Genomic DNA, 21,555 nt, shown 5'->3' with positions numbered 1-21,555 from the left:
CGCAAGCGTATTGGCGCTTGTCTGGCGTTATTAGCCCCCGAAAAAAGCTTCTGCTACAATGCCGCCCAATTCAGTTCAAAGGATATAGACATTGGCAGCGGCAATCAAAGCTCCTAAGTTTAAACTGTCATTTCTGGGCCCTAAGTTTTGGCCCGTATGGCTAGGTGTATTCATACTTTATATGATTACATGGTTACCTCTACCTGTGATCCGCGCTATTGGTGGAGGCACAGGAAAGCTTATTGCGCTTATTGTGCCTAAACGAGCAAAAGTCGCGAAGCGAAATCTTGCCCTTTGGAATCCGTCGCTTAACGAAAGCGATATTAACGCTTTGTATAAAGAAAACATACGCCGTACCGGTATGGCATTATTTGAAACTGCCATGGGCTGGTGGTGGCCTAGCTGGCGAGTAAAGCGCGCCATCGAGATTGAGGGCTCCGAGCACGTGGAAGCGGCATTGGCTAGTGGGAAGGGTGTTTTCGGTATGGCGCTGCATAATATGAATTTGGAGTTCGCCTGCAGAGGCATTGGTTTTTATCATCCAAGTATCGCTTTTTACAGGAAGCACAATAACCCGTTGGTTGATTACCTTCAGTATCACGGACGTAACCGTTCTAACAAATACATGATAGATAAGCGCAACGCCAAGGCGCTGCTTGCTGCGTTAGATGATAAAGAGCTGTGTTTGTATTTACCCGACCAGGATTACGGCCCTAAACAAAGCATATTTGTACCTTTTGGCGGTGTAAAAGACACCGCCACAACAACGGCAACGTTAATGTTCATTAGGCGTAGCCATTCAGAGCCAATGATTATTACCTCACAGTACACAAAACGCGGGTACAAAATAAAAATCTATCCACCGCTCTCTGAGCTAGGTGAAATGGAAGATACTGAAGCATTAACGCTGCTCAATAAGCATGTTGATGCCGCAGTGAAAGAGCAACCTGAGAGCTACTTATGGATGCACAAGCGTTTTAAAACTAGGCCAGCAGATAATCCTGAGTCCCTTTATAAATCGTTATAAATAATGGTTTTACGTACAAAGGCTGAAAGACAGCACTTTGCAATTGTTGCAAAATTAGATAAATAGAATAATGGGCTTATCGGGTATAGGTAGACTAGAATAACAAGAACAACATAAAGACGTGGTTATCACTTTTTTTACTGCGTTCCTGTTTTTGATGCGGCATTTTGGTAGGTTATGGGACAGACAAGTTATTCAAGTTCGTCATTTTGGGCGAAACAAATTGGTATTGCGGTTGTGCTTGTCATTGCTGCTGGTGTGCTTATTTACATGATACAAAACCAAGAACAAGCCCCTGCTCCTGAATCGCAAAAAGAGGAAAAGTCGGTATCTAAAGGGCTCAGCGAGTTCTATCGCGACTTTAGAATGTCGGCCACCGATCCTCAAGAAGACGAGCAAGGTGATTTTGTCATTGATGTTGCAGGCGTCGACCCAAATTTAGATAGCAAATTGGCGAACATGTCGAGCCAAACACGCCCTGTTGAAAAAAACTGGACGGGCGAACATAAATACCGCACGTTCAAAGAGGGCAATACACTTCGCGAGGCAATCTCACAGTATGCCCAGGCAGAAGGGATGCAGGTGATATGGAATTTAGAGCAAGACTTTGTTATCAAGCATCAGTTTCAACTAGATAATACGGTGTCAGGGTCGCTAGCGAAAATTGCCAGCGCCATTGATAGCAGCTTTGAAGGCGAAGTAAAAGCTTACTTATGTGCGGGGCAACGCTCACTTGTTGTCACCGCAGAAGAAACCGAGTTCCTCTCTACTAAGTGTCGTTTGGTTACTGGCTAAGGGGAAGGCTCAAGTACGCTAGCCGGTTTGATTTTGGTACTGAATTCACACCGCTATCGCTTAAGGCGATAGCGGCTTGTTTTCCTTCATTATTGTTCCCTTACACTCTTGCTTCCTTCCTCGCCCCAAAACCGGCTTTCATACGACTAATAGCTTTATTCGCTGCATGTGCCAAAGAGAGTGTCCCAATGCTGTCTAACCTGCTCACGTATAGCGTCTAACTCTTCGCTTTGGTCGGCGTATTTAGTGTCTGCAAGGGTTAAATGATGATATTGCTCTCGCAGTTTTAAATACGCTTTTTGCAGCTTACTCGCCGTAGATGGGTCGATAATACGGGCTTTAACCGCAGTATCAAAAATGCGAAGGTTGTCCGGGTAGGTCGTCATGCTATCTGCCGACTGCGCGTTGGCCAACACTAAATACTGCGCCATAAATTCAATGTCGGTAATACCGCCTACACATTGCTTTAAGTCGACTTTGTCATTGTTTTTAGAAAGCAGGTGTTCGCGCATTTTTAAGCGCATTTTGCATACGTCTGTCGCCAGTGATTTTGAGTCTCTTACTTGGCTCAATATTGTATGTCGAACTCGAGTAAAATCTTTTAGCAATCCAACATCGCCGCATATTGCTCTTGCTCTAACTAGTGCCTGGTGCTCCCACGTCCACGCTTCTTCGGTTTGGTACTTCTCAAAGCCATCTATATGGCAACAAAGCAAACCGGCGTTGCCGGAGGGGCGCAGGCGCAAATCGGTTTCATAAAGTTGGCCAAACAGGGTTTTCGTGTTGAGTAAATGCATGATGCGCTGCGCTAATTTGATATAAAACTGCTGCGCTTCAAGTGACTTATTACCGTCGGTGCTAATACCCCGAGGGGCGTTGTGTAAAAAGACCAGATCTAAGTCCGAGCCATACCCGAGTTCATAACCACCAAGCTTGCCATACCCTATGACCGCAAAGCCTTTGTCGTTACCTTCAAGGTGTGACGGCACACCATAGCGTTGGCGCATTTGCATCCACGCAGCATTTACTACGTGTTCAAGTATCACTTCAGCCAGAACGGTAAGCTTATCGCTGACATTATTTACCGGGAGCGACTCGCTTATATCACTGGCTGCAATACGCAGTTGCTGGCAGAGCTTAAACTGGCGCAGCCCGTCCATAAGCATTTCAACGTCATCTTGCTCTATGCGCAGCATGGTTTCGCGCAGTTCAAGCTGGTATTCCTTTTTGCTGGTATGAATATCGGTATTTTGTTGACCTAAATACAAAGGCGTCAACAATTCATCAAGCAGCAACGGGAAGCGTTTGATTTCTTGCGCAATCCAGTCACTGCGCTCGCAAAGCTTAACCAGCTGCTTAAGTACATCTGGGTTTTCGAGTAAAAGGTCGAGATAAGTGGTACGCCCAGTGATGGCTTCAATCACGCCCAGTAAACGCTTTAAGACCTGCGAGATGTGATTGGGATGTTGATTTATCAGCACGTACAAAATCTCGGGAAGCAGTTTGTTTAATGTATCTTCTCCTTTTTGACCGATTCGATAGTTACGCTGTTTGTCTTTAAACGCGACAAGAATTGGATAAACGCCTGTAATGTCCTTGCTAGATAAATGCTCGCTAAAGGTCTCTGCAAATTCTTCCTCTTGCAAAGAAAGCCGCCAAGCGTCTTGGCATGCAATAAAAAGCTGATCTTCGTCGGAATGGCTGTCTTGTGATTCCTCCACAAGTTCATTGAAGTGACCGTGAATGCGCGCCATGGTTGCATCTAGCTGGTTTAAAAAAGTGCTATAGGAATCAAAACCCATTACCTCAATCAAGGCGGCTTGCTGCCATGCGCTATCTGGCAAGGTTTGAGTTTGCCGGTCTTGGCACTGCTGAAGGGTGTGCTCTACTTTTCTAAGGAAAAGGTAGTCGTGTTTCAGCTGTTCTGTTACATCCTTTTCCACAATATCTAGCTCAGTCAGCGCGTCTAACGTGCGCAGTAAAGACTTACTTTGTAGAGCTGGCTCTCTACCGCCATGAATCAGTTGGAAACTTTGGGCAAAAAACTCCACTTCACGAATGCCGCCAGCACCCAGCTTGATATTATTGTTAAGACGGCGTCGGCGAATCTCGGTCGCTATCAACTTTTTCATATTGCGAAGGGCATCAAGGGTGGTGAAGTCGAGGTAACGCCTGAAGGTGAAGGGGTGTAAAATACTATTTAGCCATTTTACATCTTCAGAGTTGTCGTCGTTGATCACCCGGGCCTTTACCATAGCAAAGCGTTCCCAGTGGCGCCCTTGGTCCTGGTAGTAGTCTTCAAGTGCAGCGAAGTGCATTACCAGTGGGCCTGAATCTCCAAACGGGCGAAGGCGCATATCAACCCGGTAAACCTGTCCATCGTTAGTAATTTTGTTCAGCGCTTGAATAAGCTTTTGCGCTAGTTTAGTGAAAAACTGTTGGTGCTCTATGCTCTTTCGACCGCCTTGGGTTTCACCTTTTTCAGGGTAGCTAAAAATTAAGTCGATGTCTGATGAGAAATTCAGTTCCTTTCCGCCTAGTTTGCCCATGCCTAAAATATACATGTGCATATCTTCGCCGTTGTTTTGTGGCGTGCCATAGCGAATGGCCAAATGTTGATAAATCCAGTGGTATGCGCCCGTAAGTAACACATCTGCCAACGCTGAAACCCGTTCTAATGATGTGCTGATATCCTGTTTGTTTAACACATCAAGAAAGGTAACGCGGGCCATTTCTTGATTTCTGTATTCACGTAATGCTTTTAAAAGGTCATCTTCAGTTTTTACAGTTTCAAGCGTTATATCGAGCGCAGAGCGATACATCGCCACCCAAGGAGAGGAGGCTTCTTTGTCGACATTTTTTTGCAACTGCTCATCGCTATCTTGTTCGGTTGTTTGTTCAACTGTTTGCTCAACTGTTTGCTCAACAGTACGGGAAACAAACGAAGGCTTTTGTATAATTGTTTCAGCTAGGAAAGAAGAACGGGCAAACGCGGTTAACAGCACGTCATGATGTTGCTTTGCTATGGCTTTGTCGTCGTCGGTAAGTGCAGGTGCTGTTAAGAACTGCTGCCAGTACTTTTCTGCTTGTTCTACGTTTGTCATGCTATTTTCGTTGTCTGTTGGCATAATACTCGCGTCTTTTGATGATACTCTCGTTTTTAAGATAAACCCGCGTTGAATTGGTTTATATACCCATTTTAAAACGCAAGAGTTCAAGGTTTGATAGCGTTGAGGTTTTTAACCACAAGCGCAATGTTATCAGGCCCTTATTAAAATAAATCTGAACAAGTTCGTTGTCATCTTTGTACAAGTTTGTAATAGATGGAAGCTGTTTATTTGGATGCCGCTGTTTTTGCAGCACTAACGCAATACAAATAATCAGCATGGAGCTTTGTGTGTTCAAGGAGCAAAGATAACGTGGAAGCCTTAGTAAAACTAGTACCGCTAACCCGAGAGCTATTAATTTACCTTGCCATGGATGTGGCAATAGCGTTACTGCTTCTAATGATTATGAAGTGGCTTACTGGTGCATTTAGGCAGTTTTCAGTAACAGAAGAGTTGGGTGTTAAGGACAACTTTGCCTTTGGTATTAGTGTTGCAGGAGGCATGCTTTCACTGTGCATTGTACTAAGTTCCGTAGTGGGGCGGCATATTGGGCAAGGCTATAAAGAAGCCGCTATCGGCATGGTGACATTCGGGGTCGTGGGAATTTTGCTGGTGAAATTTGGCCGTTTCGCCCACGATAAACTTGTATTAAACAAAGTTGATACTCACGCAATGATAGCTGAACGCAGCGTAAGCGTTGCGCTTGTCGATGCTGCCAGTTTAGTCGCCAGTGCCATTGTTTTACGTAACATCATGGTATGGGTAGACGGTAGCGATATGAATGCACTTATTGCGATTGTTACCGGTTTTACCGTAGTGCTTACCATGCTGCTTGTGATGACCCGTATTTTAGAATTCAGATATGCAAGAGATAACCAAAATGACTCTTTCCAAGGGGCGCTTGAAAAAGGGCAGTTAGCGCTTGCTATCGAACATACGGGCAACTTGCTTGGCACCGCAATGATCGTGTCGGCGGCTAAAAATCTACTGGTTTATAACCCATCTGGGTATGTGAGCAATGTAACTGGTTGGCTTATTGTTAGCGTTGGACTCGCAATCGCACTTCATATACTGGTGTTAGCCAGCAAAAAAATTATTTTGTTTGGTATGAACTTCCGCCAAGAAGTTGATCAGCAGCACAATGTAGGGGTGGCAGCTCTAGGGTTTACGCTTAGCATTGGTAATGCCATGATCATAAATGGCGTATTGGGCGGGTAGAGACTCACACGTCAAATTGCGACTTTATACACGGCAATTCATTGAGCTGGCCTTTATTGATAATGTTATCTTTTTGAAGGCGGCTCATTTTCTTCACAGCGTATTCAAGTTTTGACGCTTCAGACTTGTTTGCGACCTCAAATACCGCCCTAAACACCAAGGGCGATTTACCTTTAAGCGCTTTCGCACCGCCTTTTAATTCACCTCTGTGCTGCGCTATACGGCGTTTTGGTTCTGTAGTTATTCCTGTATAAAGTTGCCCAAGTTTGTTCTCTATTAAATAGAGGTACCATTGGGTATTTATGCTTCCTTGGTGTGTACTGCCTGCCTTGGCTGTTATACTCTGTGCCAATGTTTTCAATATCTAAAAAGTTATTCTCAGCATGATATTACCAGATTTTACTAAAGCGAAGGTGCTTATTGTTGGCGACCTGATGTTAGACCGTTACTGGAGCGGTGGCGCTGGGCGAATCTCACCAGAAGCGCCAGTACCTGTGGTAAACGTTAGTGGTTCTGAAGATAGGGCTGGAGGAGCGGCGAATGTTGCGGTGAATGCAGCAACATTGGGCGCAAACGTAACCTTGCTGGGGATGTGTGGCGATGACGAGAATGCAAAAATTCTTAAAGAGCGTTTGCAAACTCACGATATTGATTGTCAGTTTTTACAGTAGATGGCTTCGATACCATCACCAAACTTCGTGTCATGAGCAGGAATCAGCAGCTACTGCGTTTAGATTTTGAAAAAAGCTTTGCTCACACTGATAAATCAGAACTGGAGCACGCATACGAGTTAGCCTTAGATGATGCGGATGTCGTTATTCTAAGTGACTATGCAAAAGGTTGTCTGAGCAACCCTGAAGTACTCATTGAAAAAGCGCGAAGCAAAAATAAGCGCGTGGTGGTAGACCCCAAAGGCAGCGACTTTGGTAAGTACGCTGGCGCCACATTAGTTACTCCTAATTTGGATGAGCTTCGCGGTATTGTAGGTGAAATAGAAAGTGAGCAGGTATTAGTAGAAAAAGCACTGTCGTTAAAAGAAACGTTAGATTTAAGCGCGCTGTTGGTTACTCGTTCAGAAGATGGCATGACCTTATTTGACGGCGATAACACCGAGTTTCACCTGCCAGCAAAGGCGAAAGAGGTTTACGATGTTACAGGCGCTGGCGATACGGTGGTATCGACGTTGGCAGTGGCGATTGCATGTAACTTGCCCCTTCAGGCGGCTTGCGTGCTTGCTAACTTAGCGGCAAGTGTAGTGGTTGGAAAGCTGGGCACATCTGCCGTCACTAATACTGAACTGGCTTTGGCGTTAGGTGAGCAGTCTGTGCATCTTGATGGCGGTGTAATGACAGAAGACCAACTAGAAATTGCCCTTAAGGCAACGAAAGCGCGAGGTGAGCGTGTGGTGATGACCAACGGGTGTTTTGATATTTTGCACTCTGGTCACGTTGCCTATCTAGAATAAGCGGCGCAACTTGGTGACCGACTAATTGTTGCGGTAAATACCGATGAGTCGGTAACGAAGTTAAAAGGTCCGGGCCGACCGGTAAATAATGTTAACCGCCGCATGGCAGTGCTTGCAGGCTTGAGCGCCGTAGACTGGGTGGTTCCGTTTGAGGAAGATACCCCCCAGCGTGTTATAGCCCGTTTACTGCCAGACGTGTTAGTAAAAGGCGGCGATTATACAATTGAAGAGATAGCGGGAGGCACTGAAGTCATGGAAAACGGTGGCCAAGTCAAAGTACTCACGTTTGAAGACGGCGTGTCTACAACAGGTATTATTGAGCGAATTACTCAAAATAAACTGCGCTAGCGCTTCGTTTAAACATTAGCGGAGATAATACTTCGAGAACGGCGCGTTGTTGGTTACCATGTGTGTAATCAACATAGGTCAAAAACAGCGCGCTGATACAAACCAATATTACGTTTGTTTATTTGAACGCACATTCTTTAATGGAATAACGGTAAATTGCATGTACGAAAGTTATTATGGACTAAACTCGAAACCGTTTCAGTTAACCCCAGATCCTGAATTTTTCTTCGCCAGTAAGTGGCATAAGCGCGCCATGTCCTACTTGCAGTATGGCCTTTCTCAGGCTGAGGGGTTTATTGTTATTACTGGTGGAATTGGTACGGGAAAAACCACCGTAGCCAACAGTTTACTTGAAGAAATTGAAGACGATATTGCTGCTGCGCAAATTGTAACGCCGAAGCTCTCGCCCGATGAGCTGGTGAAAATGGTGGCGTCTAAATTTGATATTCCTACGGAAGGGCGTTCTAAAGCCGATATTTTAAAAGCGCTTGAGCTATTTTTATACGACCTTAACAAAGCAGGGCGCCGCGCTTTACTGCTTGTGGATGAGGCACAAAACCTTCCCCTAGAAACAATTGAAGAGCTTAGAATGTTGAGCAACTTTCAGCTTAACGGTAAGCCGCTTATTCAAAGTTTCTTGCTAGGGCAGGAAGAGCTTCAGCCTATATTACGTGCGCCAAATATGGAACAGTTTAGGCAGCGTATCGTGGCGTCTTGTCATTTGGCACCGCTTTCATTAGAAGAGTGTAAAGAATATATCGAGTACCGCTTACATCATGCAGGGTGGAACGGGTCGGCATTGTTTAGCGACGAAGCGTTAGAACGCATACACATGTTCTCTCGCGGTATACCTCGTAAAATTAATACCCTTATGGATAGGGTGATGCTTTATGGTTTTCTTGAAGAGCTTGAGAGCTTCGACGCCGATGCGGTAAACGAAGTTATCGAAGAAGTGAAAGCCGAAATGTTCGAGCCTGATAAAACCGGCGCGGAAGTTACCGAGCATATGGGCTTTGCCGATCATCCTGAGAGCCAAACTATCATGACACCGAAAGGCAATGTTATTCGCGATACCAAATACTACTTGGATATGCTGGCAGAACTCGTAGACGCGCTAGACGACGCTATTTCGCAGAAAGTAAAAATGACGCAGTACGTGGATAAACTTATGAAGAAGAAGTTTAAGACGTATGTGCGGCTTAAGGGTGATGATAAGAAAGATCAGTAAATAAAAGCTGCTCGGCACTCAAAGTTAGCAATGTTGCGCAATATTAACTCCCAAAGAAATAGTCAATTACATAGAAGGTTGTGTTTAAACCCTATCGTTGTTTAGTTGTTATTTTGGCTGTTAGCGTTGCGCGCTCCGTTTCTATTCGCAAACGTATATGTGAAAGATAGCTGTACGCGTCGCTCTTTTAGCCCTATTGCCTCTTCAATCAAGATATTATTATCACGCTCTATATAATAGAAACCAAAATTGGCCGATAACGGGGAGCGAAAAGTATGTTGAAAGACTATGGAGCCGTTGATGTTTTCGCTCTCTCCGTCAAGTCCAACAGTACTCTTTAAGTTATTTTCAACTTTTGCATAGGTAAGAGAAAGGTTAAGTTTTGTTCTTACTCCTAGGCGGTGGGATAAGCTTGTTCCATACGACATTGTTCGAGTTTGACGGCCAGTATCCACTGAAGAGTCAAGTGAATATCGAGTGTTGAATGACAAGTTTGTTACACGACCTTGTAGCCCGACCTGCCCTATTAAAGACTCTCTGTTTATTACAGCCTCTGATATTTCATAGTTCGGAGCGAGAAAATCGACAAACTGTTCTCCTGCCTTTAAATCGTAATCTAAACTTGCAGGTTGAAAGCACGATGAAATGTCTGAACTTCCTTGTTGACAGACAAACAACCCTAAGCTCTCAGGTGAAGATATCAGCCTAGAGTAGCTAGTGACTGAATCATTATAGTTTATTCGAGCCCTTAATCGCCGAGTATTATAATTTAGAGAAAATTGCCCCGTTTTTCCTGTTGAGCGACGGGTATAATTTGCGCTTACATTACTTCTTGTAGACAGAGCCCAGCGAAGTTCGCTACTTAGAAAATAATCATCCTCATTGATATCTTCGTCATCGGCGAGTTCTACATTTATATCTGGATCAATTTGTCTATTAATTGCTACACGCAAAAACCTTTGGTTATTTTGACGGTAAGTAATACCTGCACCAAAACTGTAAAATTCCTGAGTAGTCACGCCGTTACTTTCACTTTCGTATTGATATGCATCATGAAGTGTTGTAACGAAGACGCCAAAATCATCGATAACATTGATCTCTGCATTGGCAACGTAATTTCGCGTCATAAAATCGCTCTGCGAACTTTCACCGCGTTCAGTTTCTATGTAACTACCTGAAACATTCCAAATAAATCCATATTCTGTAGCGTTACTTTGAGCATTGCCTGATAGGGAATAGTTATTGTCTTCCAGCCTATCAGTTCCTTGCTCAGATTGATCTGTTTCGGTAAGTGAGTAGCGCGCTGTACCATTAGCTACAAACTTTCGGTTTTTTTGTGTTTGCATCGATGCGGCGACACTATTAGTCCTGGTCTTCACAAGAGAGTCGGAATTGTTGATAAAGTCAGATGTTAAAAAGTTTAACGCATTTCCATCTCTGTAAGTAAAACCGCCATCTACACTAAGAAAAAGCAAGTTTTCAATTATTTCCGCCCGAGAGCTATAGTTATAACTACCATAGGTATTGCGCTGAGTATTCAATGCTTCACTGTTATCCCGCTCAAGATAGGTCGCACGAGCATTAATCGACGCATTTATACGGGCGCTTTGATAGCTAATCGACAGGGTTGGATTTAACTGACCGACGGTTTCATCCGAGCGAATCTCATTGTCTTCACTTTCCCTGTATATAGCGTCTGCAGTAATGTTTGACGTTATTCTTGTCTCTGATGCAGAAGCAACAGGTATGCTCGCTAACGAAATTAAAATAAAAAAAGATGCATGGCACGCAGATATTTTATGCTTTCTAATCATTTCGTTCGGCATAGTAATATCCATAATATCCATTTAGCGAACTACTGTCGATGGACTTATTAACAACGAAACCAACAGCCATCTCAGGGTTTAACCTTTCAATTGAAAATTTTATATCATTTAACTTCGAACGGCCTTCCTCCACAACAACCACCGCTTGCCCAGCGAAATTAGCAAGCACTGCCGACTCGGTGATGCCAATAAGTGGTGGCGTATCAATAATCACTACGCGGTCTTTATAACGGTTGGCAAATTCATCAACCGTATCGTGCATCCTTTGGCTAGCTAATAGTTCAGTGGTTCTATGATCGTATTTACCTGCAGGTATAATTTTAAGTGTATCTATATTTGTAGGGTAAAGAACATCTGAAACTTCTTCGACTTCGCCCATCAAATACTCCATTAATCCTTTACGTCTCTCGAGGCCAAGAGTTCGCAGCACATTGGGCTTGAGCACATCTGCGTCCACTAGAAGTACGGTTTTGTCCTGCTCAGATGCGATACTCAACGCCAGGTTTGCTGCAGTGAATGTTTTGCCTTCCGAAGGGCGACCGCTGGTCACCATAATGACATTACTATTACTCAGCGTCTTTGAGATTGGGCCGAACGCGTTTGCCAATAGCTTTCGTTTTATCTCTCGATACTCTTCATTAATTTGCTTTCGTTGACCTGTCGTTGATACAAAGCCTCTTTCTTCAAGCTGTTCAAAATTGAGCTTGAATTTGTGTTTTTGCTTGATACCAGATGGCTCTGAACCTTCCTTTTTTGCCAAATCTACCTTTTGATTGAGTTCAGGTACTTCATTCACCTCAGGCTCTGGAGAATTATTTTTTGGGTCCGTTTGTTTTTGTGCGGCTTGCTTTTGTAGCGCTTTTTCTATTGTGTTCTTCACTAAAATAACCCCTGTAAGAACGACTTATTTGTTATGTCAATCGCAACAACCGTAGCAAACATCAAAAGTATAAGGCCCGTTGACACAGAAAAAACAAGTACTTTTATACGGTTGCGTCCTTTTACTTTGTCTATTTCCAAGTGGCCTACCACACCTAACACAGGGCAATCGGTAACCGATTTGAGTTGCGAAGCTCGAAACAGAACTGGAGATAATTGACTAATTAAAAACGCTACGCCCAAGCCAGAAGCAAATCCCAAAAACAAGACCATTACATATTGAATAATTCGTTTGGGTCCAGCAGGTTTAGTAGGTAATTTTGGGGGTTGTAAAATTTTGAATTGTATATCTTCGCCGCTTAACTCTGCTCTTTTCGCTAGTTCCGCAGACTCTTTACGTGCCAAAAGTGAGTTGTATTTGGATTTTAGAATACCATAGTCACGATTAAGCGCTGTCGATTCCGCTTCTATCTGTGGCACAAGATCTATTTTAGACTGGAGCTCTAAAATACGTGAAGCAATATCGTCTCGCTGAACTAATTGCGAAGCAAGTTGGCTTTCTAGTTTCGACATCTCTAAGCTCAGGTCTCTACTGAGTGCATTTAGTTGCACTGGCTCTTCGCCTGACTCCCGAACTAATGCTTTAATTTCTTCCGAACGACGCGTCTCTAGTGCTTCAATTAGCGCTTTAGTTTCAATTACATCGGGGTGCTGCTCGGTGAATCTTAAAGAAAGTTCATCAAGTTTTTGCTCTAGACTTCGAATTCTAGAGTCGTAGCGCGTAGACAGGCCGGAGTTTTCCGAATTGCCACTTGAAAGCTGAGTTTTTGCATTAGCGAGTTGCTTGGAAAAGGCTTCTAGCTTTTTCTTTGTTTGCTTTATTTCTAGCTCTATTGTAGAAAGCCGACTTTTCTCGTTCGCTAAACGAGAGTAGAAAGACCCCTGAACAGGCAATATATCAGCGTAATTCCTTTTGAAATCCGCAAGCCGCTGTTCAGACTCCATGAGACGGTTTTCATATTCCGCAATTTCATTGTCAATAAATCGCTCTGCATTATCGGAATTTCGTCTATTGTCCCCGAGAGCTCCCTCTACAAAAAGGTTAAGAGTTTCCTGCACGACACGGTGCGCCACTGCCGGATTTCTGTTATTGTAAGAGATCCTATAAATATTATCCCTAGAGGTGCTTCTTAGCTGAATCTGATTTTTCAGTCTATTAACAAGGGAATCAAATTGCGCATCGGATTTTGTGGTTAAGTCAAGATCTGAATTTCTTGCGATTTTCGCGACATTTTCAGGTGTGAAAAATGTTTTTGCCATCAACCTAATCTCCTGAGCCTTGTTGGTCTGGATGGCTAACCCGCGGAGCAAGGGTTGTAACATAGAGCGAGTGTCGACATGAACGGTTGCGCTAGACGCATAATAATCAGGCTGATTAGCGACGTATAAAAAACCAGCTGGGCAGATAAGCCAACTGCAAATAATGACATAGCGTTTTTTGATCCAAATCCCTTTAAGGTAATCAGATCCTAATATAAAGAGTGATTGTAATTCTTGCATTACTACTACATCTAATCCTTAAAACCACGCTTCCGGAATAATTACAATATCGCCAGGAAGCATATCGACGTTTTCCTTTATATCACCATCGCGAATTAAGTCGTCGATATTCAATTCGAAAACTTTCTTTTCGCCATTTATTACGCGGATAAGTTTTGCATCATTACCATCGGCAAAGTTTGTGAGACCTCCAACGGATATCATAAGGTCGAGTAACGTCATATGCTCAGTGTAATTAACCGCTCGCGGTTGAGCTGCTTCACCTATAACACGAACCTGTTCGCTTAACGGCCCTGAAAAATTACCCACACTTACTGTTACGCGAGGAGAGTTTACAAACGTTGATAAAACGTCTTCAATTTCTCTAGCAAGCATTGTGGGTGTTCTTCCTGCCACATCTAAATCTTCAACGAGTGAGGTGGTAACTTTCCCATCGGGGCGAACTACAACCTGTGCTGATAACTCGGGGTTGCGCCAAACAAAAATGTTTAATCTATCTCCTGGACCTATCAAGTATTGGTAATCGTTGACGTCTGTAGTCAAAGATGCGCGGGTGGTTGCTTCAGGCAAGACCCCAGTGTTACTGCATCCGTACAAGCAAAATAGTGGAAGTATTACGCAGCTAGCTATTCGTTTTTTAAAACAGAACATAAGAGATCATCCTACACTCATTATGGTTGAATTATGGCTTTGTCGTTTACCCTACGGTAAATNNNACTATAATGNTAANAACAATTCTAGTCTATTGTAATAAATCCATTTATGATGGGACAAACGCTGAAGTTTTAGGGGGCCAGGGGTGGCAGTAAGTAAGCGCAATCAGAATAAACGATCGAACATACTTGTAATAACCGAAGCGTTGCTCATAGCCTACATGGGGTACATTTCTCATTTTATTCTCACTCAGGTCGGATTATCGGCAAGTGTGTCTGTCGAGAAATTGATTATTAATGTAGGTATGTTGACGGTTTCAATTTTACTTTGCTCATTATCTGTAGGTCTTTATGAGGCAAAATTGAGAGAAACGTTTAGAGGTATTATTCGTCGTATTTTCGTAAGCGTCGGACTCAGCTATTTTTTAGTAGAGGTACTTACTCGAGCACTTTTTAACGAGCTGGTTATGGACTCTTATTTCTTGCCGGCATCGGTGTGTTTAATAATTATCACGTTGGTGGTGTTTAGGTACTTTACCAATCGGTTAGGTCTACTTGGGCTTGGCAAAGTTCGAATCTTGGTAATAGGTGCAGGTGAGCGTGCATCAATTATTGAAAAACGTATGCGACGCGACGTCGATAGAATTGGCTTTGAATTAGTGGGATTCGTTCCTATACCTGGTGACAACAGAGAGAATGGAATAAGGAAAGAAAAAATCATTCATCTCATGGTGGACGGCAATTTTCAAAAGTTTATCTCAGACAATGATATAGAAGAGATTGTCATAGCCTGTGACCAGAGGAGAGGGACATTGCCTGTGGAAGCCCTATTCGAATGCAGATTGCGGGGAATAGAGGTTACTGAACTTCTTGACTTTATGGAGCGAGAAACAGGGCAAATCGTCGTGAACTTAATGTACCCTAGTTGGGTGATTTACTCTAACGGTTTTCAAAGTCAGAATTACTTGCGTGATGCGCTTGATTACACATTCAATTGCGTCCTTGCGCTCATTATATTTTTGCTTGTATGGCCTATTATGCTTTTCACTGCCTTTATTATTTATTGTGACGATGGAAGGCGAACTGGCGTATCTGTTTTTTATAAACAAGAGCGTGTAGGGCTTAATGGTAAATTATTTAAAATTATCAAGTTTCGCAGTATGAAACCAGATGCAGAAAAAAACGGTGCAAAATGGGCCAGTAAAAATGACGACCGTGTGACGCGTATCGGGCACATTATGAGAAAATACCGAATAGACGAGCTCCCCCAATTGCTGAATGTTTTTAAAGGTGAAATGGCATTCATTGGTCCTCGTCCAGAAAGGCCACAGTTTGTTGAGCAGCTTGTCAGAGAAGTGCCTTATTACAATCAACGACACAATGTTAAGCCGGGTTTGGCCGGGTGGGCACAGTTAAATTATCCCTACGGAGCCAGTGTAGAAGATTCTATGGAAAAGCTTAAATTTGACTTGTACTACGTTAAACATCAGAGCTTGCTACTCGATATACTTATTTTAATTCGCACAGTGGAAGTTGTGTTATTCGGCAAAGGACGATAATTATGAAGGCGAAGGGTCGTCTCAATGCTATGACCGTGGATGTAGAAGACTACTTCCAAGTGTCAGCCTTTGAAAATGTTTACACTCAGAAAGAGTGGGATAAAGCGCCTTTAAGGGTTGATCACAACACAAACCGACTACTAGACCTATTCGCAGAACATGAAGTAAAAGCCACGTTTTTTACATTGGCGTGGGTAGCACAAAAATGTCCATCTTTAATAAAGCGAATTGTTAACGAAGGCCATGAGTTGGCAAGTCACGGTCTTGCCCACAGAAGGGTGACAACCATGTCGCCCGAAGAGTTTCGAAAGGATGTCAGCGAAAGTAAGCAGATTCTGGAAGATATAGGCGGAGTTGCAATAAATGGTTATCGCGCCCCAAGCTTTTCCATTAACAGTGACAACGAGTGGGCTTTCGAGATAGTAAAAGAAGCGGGGTTCTTATATTCGTCTAGCACCTACCCAATTGAACATGATTTGTACGGTGTGCCTGATTGGCCTCGGTTTAAATACCAACGCATAGAGGGGCTTTGGGAGCTGCCCATTCCTACAATAAGGAAATCTGGGAAAAATGTTGGTATAGGGGGAGGTGGTTTTTTCCGTCTTTATCCTTACTGGTACTCGAAGAAACGTATAGACACGTTCTTTGCTTCTGAATCAGCGCCATACAATTTTTATTTCCACCCGTGGGAAATAGACCAGCAACACCCTCAAGTGAAAGGGGCACAACTTAAGTCCAAATTCCGACATTTTGTAAATCTTAAAAAAATGGAGTCGAAAATCGTTCGCCTGTTGGAAGACTACAACTGGACAACAATGAGCTCGGCTTACGATATTAGAACCGTGTAGTGGTATAACTAATGGATAAGAGAATGGGCAAGGAATTTGGCATAGTACTACTTTCAATGCTGTTGCTGTGGTTGGCTTTTTTCTGGCAAGGCGTTGTCACGGCTATTGATATATGGTGGGGAAATGAAATTTTTAATCACTGCTTTTTCGTTTTGCCTACCACTGCCTATCTTATCTATTTAAAACGAGACTCGCTGTTTTCTAACAATATAAAGCCTACGTTACTCCCACTGTTTGCCATTGTTCCTTTATGTGTTCTCTATGTTGTCGGACGCGTTGGCGATATTCAGCTTTTCATGCACATTGCAACGTTTACGCTTTTGCCTGTACTGATATGGACAATCATTGGACACAATGCTGCTAAAAGTATTTTGTTTCCCCTCGTATTTTTGCTGTTTGCAATCCCCGTTGGAGAGCAATTAATTCCGTTTCTACAGGAAATAACGGCCGACGGCTCGGTAACGTTGCTAAAAATGGTGGGCGTCCCACTTTATAGAAATGGCTTGTATATTGAGATCCCAGCAGGGCGTTTTTTAGTTGCTGAAGCATGTTCTGGCGTTAGCTTCTTCATAGTAAGTATTGTAATAGGCTCGCTCTTTTCTTATTTAAGCTTTGTGTCACCTACCAAAAAAGTTGTTTTTGTTACAATTTCAGTGTTTTTACCTGTAGTCGCAAATATTATCAGAGTCTTCGGCATTATTTACATCGCACACAAAACTGATATGGAGTATGCGGCCGGTGCGGATCACCTTATTTATGGCTGGTTTTTCTTTGCCTTTGTGATTATGTGCCTGTTAGGTATTGGTGAGTTACTTCGTGATAAGGGCGTGGAGAATGAACACCTTAGTCAGATGCAGCGTGGCAACATACAGTTAAATACTAAAAAAGTGGCGTTAGTTTATCTTGTATTGATTATTTTTGGTGTATGGTCTTGGTCTTATTCATTTTATAAAACTGAAAATACTACCCGTGCCTTTAATACGAAAGACATTGCGAACCTTAAAGCGTGTGATGATGAACCGCTATATTGGCAACCAAAAATTGAAAATGCCGATAAACAGGTAAGGCAGCAATATATACTTGATAGCCAATGCCAAGCCGTATTAGTACAAGCTGAATTCCATCGCTTTGACAGTGAACTAGTCAGTGGCCTAAATCTTCTTTATGTAGAAAAAGAATGGTCTCTAGTACGCACAGACACTGAGATTTTAGTCTCAGATGAGGTGGCTCATAAAGTACCTGTATTGTACCTAACGTCGCCTCATGAAAAGAAAATAAAGGTAGCAAGATGGTATGAAGTAAATGGGAAAGTACTAACGTCTACGATAAAAGCAAAATTATATGTCACTTACTTAAAAATGACGCGTCAATATGATGGGGGGCAACTACTTATAATGGCAGTGCCCTACACATTAGATATGTCTACATTGCAAATTACCGAGAATTATGAATAAAACGTTAGTGCTTACTGAGAACTTTCCTCCGGTAGAGGGCGGAAGTGGCCGCTGGTTTTGGGAGTTATATTCCAGATTACCAGGCTCCCAGGTTGTTGTAGCAACGAACAATGCCACCCAACACATTACGCCTCCCGCCAACGGCATGGTTATTGAAAGGCTGCCGTTACAAAGCGCCGAGTGGGGTATTAAAAGTGTTGCTGGTCTCAAATTTTACGCTGTAAGTGTTATTCGGATTATTAAGCTTATAAAAAAGCACAATATTAAAGAGATACACTGCGGGCGGGTTATACATGAAGGCGTTATCGCTTGGCTTGCCTCAAAACTAACAAAGGTTAAGGTTGTGTGTTATGTACATGGAGAAGATGTAGAAGTTGCTGCGGTTAGCCGCGAACACAGCCTGCTGGTAAAGCAAGTATGCAAACGTAGCCACACCCTTATTTGTAATAGCGAAAACAGCAAAGCACTGGTACAACATTTGAATTTTGCTGACGCTGAAAAATGTGTGGTCTTGCATCCGGGGTTTGATGCTGAACACTTCCAACCTGTTTCGCGAGACGAACAGATCCGAAAAGCATTTGGCTGGGAAGATAAGTTTTCAGTTATTACGGTAGGGCGTCTGCAGCGTCGAAAGGGGCAAGATTATTTTATTCAGGCTATGCCAGAATTATTAAAGCGTTTTCCGACGCTACATTACACAGTGATAGGGCGGGGCGAACTTGAGCAGGAACTGAGAGAGCAGATTAGCGCGCTGGGTTTATCTGACCATGTACAAGTGGTTACCGATGCCGACGACGACAAAATGGCAGCTATGTATCAGCAGTGTGATGTATTTATATTACCTAACAGGACCATTGGAGGAGATATAGAAGGCTTCGGCATGGTGCTACTAGAGGCTCAGGCTTGCGGAAAGTATGTGGTAGCGGGTAATTCTGGTGGAACAAAAGAAACCATGCGCGTTGGAGAAACGGGGTTCGTTATAGATTGTAGTTCGCCTAGCGCTATTGTAGACGGTTTCTCTATGGTTATGCAGAAGCTTCCAAGTTTGACTATGTCGCCCAGCGAGTTTGTTAAGAGCACGTTTTCCTGGGATGTTCATGTAGCAAAAGCAAGGGCGCTGTTTGACCGCTTCGCTAACTAAGAAAACGCTGGTCAGTTCTGCGTTTTCAAGTGCTGCTCAGGTAATTAGCAAGCTATTGGGCTTGCTAAGTACTTTAGTTGTTGCGCGTGTTCTCACTCCTGATGTCTTTGCCTTGGCGGCCATTCTTTCTATTACGCTTTACTTTGTTGATGTATTAGGCGATGTAGCCAGTGAAACTTACATATTGCAGAAAAAGCGTGTTTCGTTTTTAGATATTCAAAGCGCGTGGACATTAAATTTAGCCATTAAGATATGTTGCTGCTTGTTGCTTGTCTGTCTCGCGCCATTTGCCGCCCGTTTCTTTGAACAGCCTTCGCTAACAACGCCATTACAAGTGGCTACTTTGGTGCTTCCACTAAAAGCACTGTGTTCTGTCTACTTCCTTAAGCTTAAAAGACACCTTAAATATGGCTTATTAACCTTGGCCACATTTGCTGAGCGGGTTGTCGCTACCGTTCTTCTTGTTTCCTCTGCATTACTTTTCGAAAGCGTTTGGGCGTTTGTTGTTGCTGATATAGGCGGGGCATTTACATTAATGGTGATCAGCCATGCGTTATCGCAGCAACGTCCGGTGCTTACGCTTGCAAATGTGGCCGAACAGTGGGCGTTTTCAAAATGGCTCATAGGAAAACAAATTGCCGGTTATTTGCGTTCTCAACTTGATACGTTGCTTGTTGCTAAGTTTTTTTCTCCAACGATAACAGGGCATTATTACATGGCACGAGATGTGGCTATGTTACCCGGAAGGTTTTTATTGGGGCCTGCCATTGAACCTCTTATTGCCTCGTTTAGAAATGAAAAATTGAAACGTCAGGCCTTATTAGAAAACGTTGCGCTTAGCTACTGCGTTGCACTACTTATTGCTTCTCCCATAGCCATATTTGTCGCATATTTTGCCGATGTGGTTGTTTTAACGTTACTTGGGCCGCAGTGGGATATGGCAGCCGAGTATCTGCCTTCGCTTATTTTTTTGTTCTTTTATTGGGTTATTTTACAAGTAACTGAGCAGGGCCTGATTGCACGCGGTAAAGTGAGTTTTCTGTTCTATTTCGATGTGTTCTCTTTGTTGTTTATTGCATCTGCGCTACTCACATCGCTTGCGGCTCATACTGATATTTTATTACTCATAGAAGTGCGTATAGCGGCGGGCTTTTTTCTAACGGGTAGTGCAATGGGGGTTTTGTTTAGCAATCAATGGAAAATGCTGTACGGCGTAATGATTAATCTAATGGCCTTTTTCGCCATTAGTTTATTTTCCGCAGAGGTAGCATTTAAACTTGGCGGTATGTTGGGCATAGCGTCGGCGCCACTGAAATTGTTGGTTGTCGGCTTGGTGTTTGGCGCTACATATTTACCCTGCATACTACTTTATGTGATAAAGCTGTCTCACAAAGACTATCGCGGCCCGCTTATTTTTATTTTCCAAGAAGCGTGGACCACATTGAGCGCTTTTCGTCGCTAAGTGTTAGTTGCGCATTTTCTGCAACGGTGCCCGAAGCGCCATTTCGTTGTTTAATAGCACCTAATACTACGTTGTTTCTTATTTCTACGCTGTGAGTGAAACCAAACCGGTATTCAATGGCATTAGGATAGCCTGAGTGAAGCAGTACTGTATTACTAAGTACTTTAGTACCCTTAGCGCTTTCTAGCACTATTCCTGCATCTTTGTAAGGGTGCCCTTTGTTATTGTGAAAAATAATGTTGTTTTCAATAATTCCCCCAATATGCTCGTTATCAACGTTTCCTAAACCAAATCCTATGCCTCGGTCGCTGTTAATAATCGTATTATTTCGCACTATTGTATTGTGAGAGTTGCGCCAAAAGTGAATAGCGTGTTCGGCAATGTGCTCTGAGGGGCTGGCGATGTTCTCGAAATGGTTGTTTTCCACTACCCAGTTTTTAGCGCGATGTGCATCTATTCCACCAATATAATAATTGGGGCCTACCGTTGCCGAGTATGAAAAGCGGGAATTGCTGATTTTACCGTTGTGCGAATAAGGCGAGTCTGGGTTAGGGCTGGCGCTTACTTTAAGAAGCTGCTCGTAACTGTCGCGAAGTATGCTGTTCGTTAACGTGAAATTGTCAGCGCCCAGTTCGGCTCTTATCTGTATTAGGTGGTTAGCACTTTGCTCTAAGGTTACCCCTGTAAGGGTAAAATCATCAGCGTGCACATCAATGAGAATTTCGTCGCCACCATTTTCCGATGCTGGGCGCATTCCATTGCCTCTAAAAACAACGTCTTCAGGCGAGCCAGATGCGCCGGCAATAGTCACGTTGTCTGCTTTTATTTGTAGCCGATAGTTAAGCTTGTAAACGCCAGGCTCAACAATAATGTGCGAATTAGGGCGTGTAATTGCTCTTGCCAGTGCATCAATACTGTCAACGGTGATCGCTGCCAGTGCGTGAACGTGTATCAAACTTAGCAAAGCAAAAGTAACGAGACGCAT

Annotated in this window: 16 protein-coding genes and 1 pseudogene; 10 read left to right on the top strand and 7 right to left on the bottom strand. The window is 43.3% G+C overall.

Translation table 11 applies throughout. The annotated features are described in order from the left end of the window. Positions 1-91 precede the first annotated feature (91 nt). Positions 92-1,027: an LpxL/LpxP family Kdo(2)-lipid IV(A) lauroyl/palmitoleoyl acyltransferase gene (lpxL, locus tag MADE_RS13735; protein ID WP_012517962.1), complete on the top strand. Its 936-nt coding sequence runs from the start codon at positions 92-94 to the stop codon at positions 1,025-1,027. A 177-nt stretch (positions 1,028-1,204) separates the two neighbouring features. Then, entirely contained in the window at positions 1,205-1,822 is a 618-nt protein-coding gene (locus tag MADE_RS13730) for a TcpQ domain-containing protein (RefSeq protein WP_012517963.1), read from the top strand. Between the two features lie 155 nt (positions 1,823-1,977). Here MADE_RS13730 and glnE read toward each other — a convergent pair whose 3' ends face one another. After that, entirely contained in the window at positions 1,978-4,950 is a 2,973-nt protein-coding gene (gene glnE, locus MADE_RS13725) for a bifunctional [glutamate--ammonia ligase]-adenylyl-L-tyrosine phosphorylase/[glutamate--ammonia-ligase] adenylyltransferase (RefSeq protein ID WP_012517964.1), read from the bottom strand. Positions 4,951-5,241: 291 nt separating this feature from the next. Between glnE and MADE_RS13715 the strand changes: the two genes are divergently transcribed. After that, positions 5,242-6,147 (top strand): DUF350 domain-containing protein, encoded by a 906-nt coding sequence (locus tag MADE_RS13715; protein ID WP_012517966.1) that lies wholly within the window; start codon positions 5,242-5,244, stop codon positions 6,145-6,147. Between the two features lie 4 nt (positions 6,148-6,151). Here the strand turns inward: MADE_RS13715 and MADE_RS13710 are convergent, their stop codons facing one another. Next, a complete protein-coding gene (locus MADE_RS13710; RefSeq protein WP_015067677.1) occupies positions 6,152-6,499 on the bottom strand; it encodes a GIY-YIG nuclease family protein in 348 nt (115 codons plus the stop codon). 31 nt (positions 6,500-6,530) lie between these two features. Between MADE_RS13710 and hldE the strand changes: the two are divergent. After that, positions 6,531-7,960, top strand: a pseudogene (hldE, locus tag MADE_RS13705) (bifunctional D-glycero-beta-D-manno-heptose-7-phosphate kinase/D-glycero-beta-D-manno-heptose 1-phosphate adenylyltransferase HldE). A 160-nt stretch (positions 7,961-8,120) separates the two neighbouring features. Further along, positions 8,121-9,188, top strand: a complete 1,068-nt coding sequence (locus tag MADE_RS13700) for an XrtA/PEP-CTERM system-associated ATPase (protein ID WP_012517971.1) — start codon at positions 8,121-8,123, stop codon at positions 9,186-9,188. A gap of 101 nt (positions 9,189-9,289) precedes the next feature. Here the strand turns inward: MADE_RS13700 and MADE_RS13695 are convergent, their stop codons facing one another. Genes MADE_RS13695 through MADE_RS13680 form a run of 4 tightly spaced genes read right to left on the bottom strand, consistent with a single transcriptional unit; the run spans position 9,290 to position 14,104 of the window. Further along, positions 9,290-11,035 (bottom strand): porin family protein, encoded by a 1,746-nt coding sequence (locus tag MADE_RS13695; protein WP_012517972.1) that lies wholly within the window; start codon positions 11,033-11,035, stop codon positions 9,290-9,292. After that, on the bottom strand, positions 10,995-11,894 hold the full coding sequence (locus MADE_RS13690; protein ID WP_012517973.1) for an XrtA-associated tyrosine autokinase: 900 nt from the start codon (positions 11,892-11,894) through the stop codon (positions 10,995-10,997). The genes MADE_RS13695 and MADE_RS13690 overlap by 41 nt, the downstream gene beginning before the upstream one ends. Next, complete coding sequence (locus MADE_RS13685) at positions 11,894-13,453, bottom strand: XrtA system polysaccharide chain length determinant (RefSeq protein WP_012517974.1); 1,560 nt, start codon at positions 13,451-13,453, stop codon at positions 11,894-11,896. The genes MADE_RS13690 and MADE_RS13685 overlap by 1 nt, the downstream gene beginning before the upstream one ends. 18 nt (positions 13,454-13,471) lie before the next feature. Continuing rightward, positions 13,472-14,104, bottom strand: coding sequence for an XrtA/PEP-CTERM system exopolysaccharide export protein (locus MADE_RS13680; RefSeq protein ID WP_012517975.1), 633 nt, complete (start codon positions 14,102-14,104; stop codon positions 13,472-13,474). Positions 14,105-14,252: 148 nt separating this feature from the next. Between MADE_RS13680 and MADE_RS13675 the strand changes: the two genes are divergently transcribed. From MADE_RS13675 to MADE_RS13655, 5 genes are read left to right on the top strand one after another with little or no spacing between them, the layout of a single operon-like run. Continuing rightward, the gene (locus MADE_RS13675; protein ID WP_012517976.1) at positions 14,253-15,665 is read left to right on the top strand and encodes a TIGR03013 family XrtA/PEP-CTERM system glycosyltransferase; all 1,413 of its coding nucleotides are present in this window, start codon (positions 14,253-14,255) and stop codon (positions 15,663-15,665) included. 2 nt (positions 15,666-15,667) lie between these two features. Further along, positions 15,668-16,513 carry an XrtA system polysaccharide deacetylase gene (locus tag MADE_RS13670; protein WP_023559807.1) on the top strand — a complete coding sequence of 282 codons (846 nt, stop codon included), beginning with the start codon at positions 15,668-15,670 and terminating at the stop codon, positions 16,511-16,513. Between the two features lie 11 nt (positions 16,514-16,524). After that, the gene (gene xrtA, locus MADE_RS13665) at positions 16,525-17,967 is read left to right on the top strand and encodes an exosortase A (RefSeq protein WP_080663243.1); all 1,443 of its coding nucleotides are present in this window, start codon (positions 16,525-16,527) and stop codon (positions 17,965-17,967) included. Beyond that, on the top strand, positions 17,960-19,108 hold the full coding sequence (locus MADE_RS13660; RefSeq protein WP_012517979.1) for a glycosyltransferase family 4 protein: 1,149 nt from the start codon (positions 17,960-17,962) through the stop codon (positions 19,106-19,108). The genes xrtA and MADE_RS13660 overlap by 8 nt, the downstream gene beginning before the upstream one ends. Next, positions 19,089-20,570, top strand: a complete 1,482-nt coding sequence (locus tag MADE_RS13655; protein WP_012517980.1) for an oligosaccharide flippase family protein — start codon at positions 19,089-19,091, stop codon at positions 20,568-20,570. Before MADE_RS13660 ends, MADE_RS13655 begins: the two co-directional genes overlap by 20 nt. Here the strand turns inward: MADE_RS13655 and MADE_RS13650 are convergent. Further along, the gene (locus tag MADE_RS13650) at positions 20,524-21,555 is read right to left on the bottom strand and encodes a right-handed parallel beta-helix repeat-containing protein (RefSeq protein WP_012517981.1); all 1,032 of its coding nucleotides are present in this window, start codon (positions 21,553-21,555) and stop codon (positions 20,524-20,526) included. The two genes, MADE_RS13655 and MADE_RS13650, sit on opposite strands and share 47 nt — an antisense overlap.

This window comes from Alteromonas mediterranea DE (assembly GCF_000020585.3).
In the GTDB taxonomy this organism is placed as follows: Bacteria; Pseudomonadota; Gammaproteobacteria; order Enterobacterales; family Alteromonadaceae; genus Alteromonas; species Alteromonas mediterranea.
The sequence above is the reverse complement of the archived record's forward strand: the minus strand, read 5'-3'. Positions and strand labels throughout refer to the sequence as shown.

Coding starts and splice junctions, on each gene's coding strand:
- MADE_RS13700 (WP_012517971.1), top strand. CDS start 8,121: ATGTACGAAAGTTATTATGGACTAAACTCGAAACCGTTTCAGTTAACC.
- xrtA (WP_080663243.1), top strand. CDS start 16,525: ATGGATAAGAGAATGGGCAAGGAATTTGGCATAGTACTACTTTCAATG.
- MADE_RS13685 (WP_012517974.1), bottom strand. CDS start 13,453: ATGCAAGAATTACAATCACTCTTTATATTAGGATCTGATTACCTTAAA.
- MADE_RS13730 (WP_012517963.1), top strand. CDS start 1,205: ATGGGACAGACAAGTTATTCAAGTTCGTCATTTTGGGCGAAACAAATT.
- MADE_RS13695 (WP_012517972.1), bottom strand. CDS start 11,035: ATGGATATTATGGATATTACTATGCCGAACGAAATGATTAGAAAGCAT.
- MADE_RS13650 (WP_012517981.1), bottom strand. CDS start 21,555: ATGCGTCTCGTTACTTTTGCTTTGCTAAGTTTGATACACGTTCACGCA.
- MADE_RS13680 (WP_012517975.1), bottom strand. CDS start 14,104: ATGTTCTGTTTTAAAAAACGAATAGCTAGCTGCGTAATACTTCCACTA.
- MADE_RS13660 (WP_012517979.1), top strand. CDS start 17,960: ATGAATAAAACGTTAGTGCTTACTGAGAACTTTCCTCCGGTAGAGGGC.
- glnE (WP_012517964.1), bottom strand. CDS start 4,950: ATGCCAACAGACAACGAAAATAGCATGACAAACGTAGAACAAGCAGAA.
- MADE_RS13670 (WP_023559807.1), top strand. CDS start 15,668: ATGAAGGCGAAGGGTCGTCTCAATGCTATGACCGTGGATGTAGAAGAC.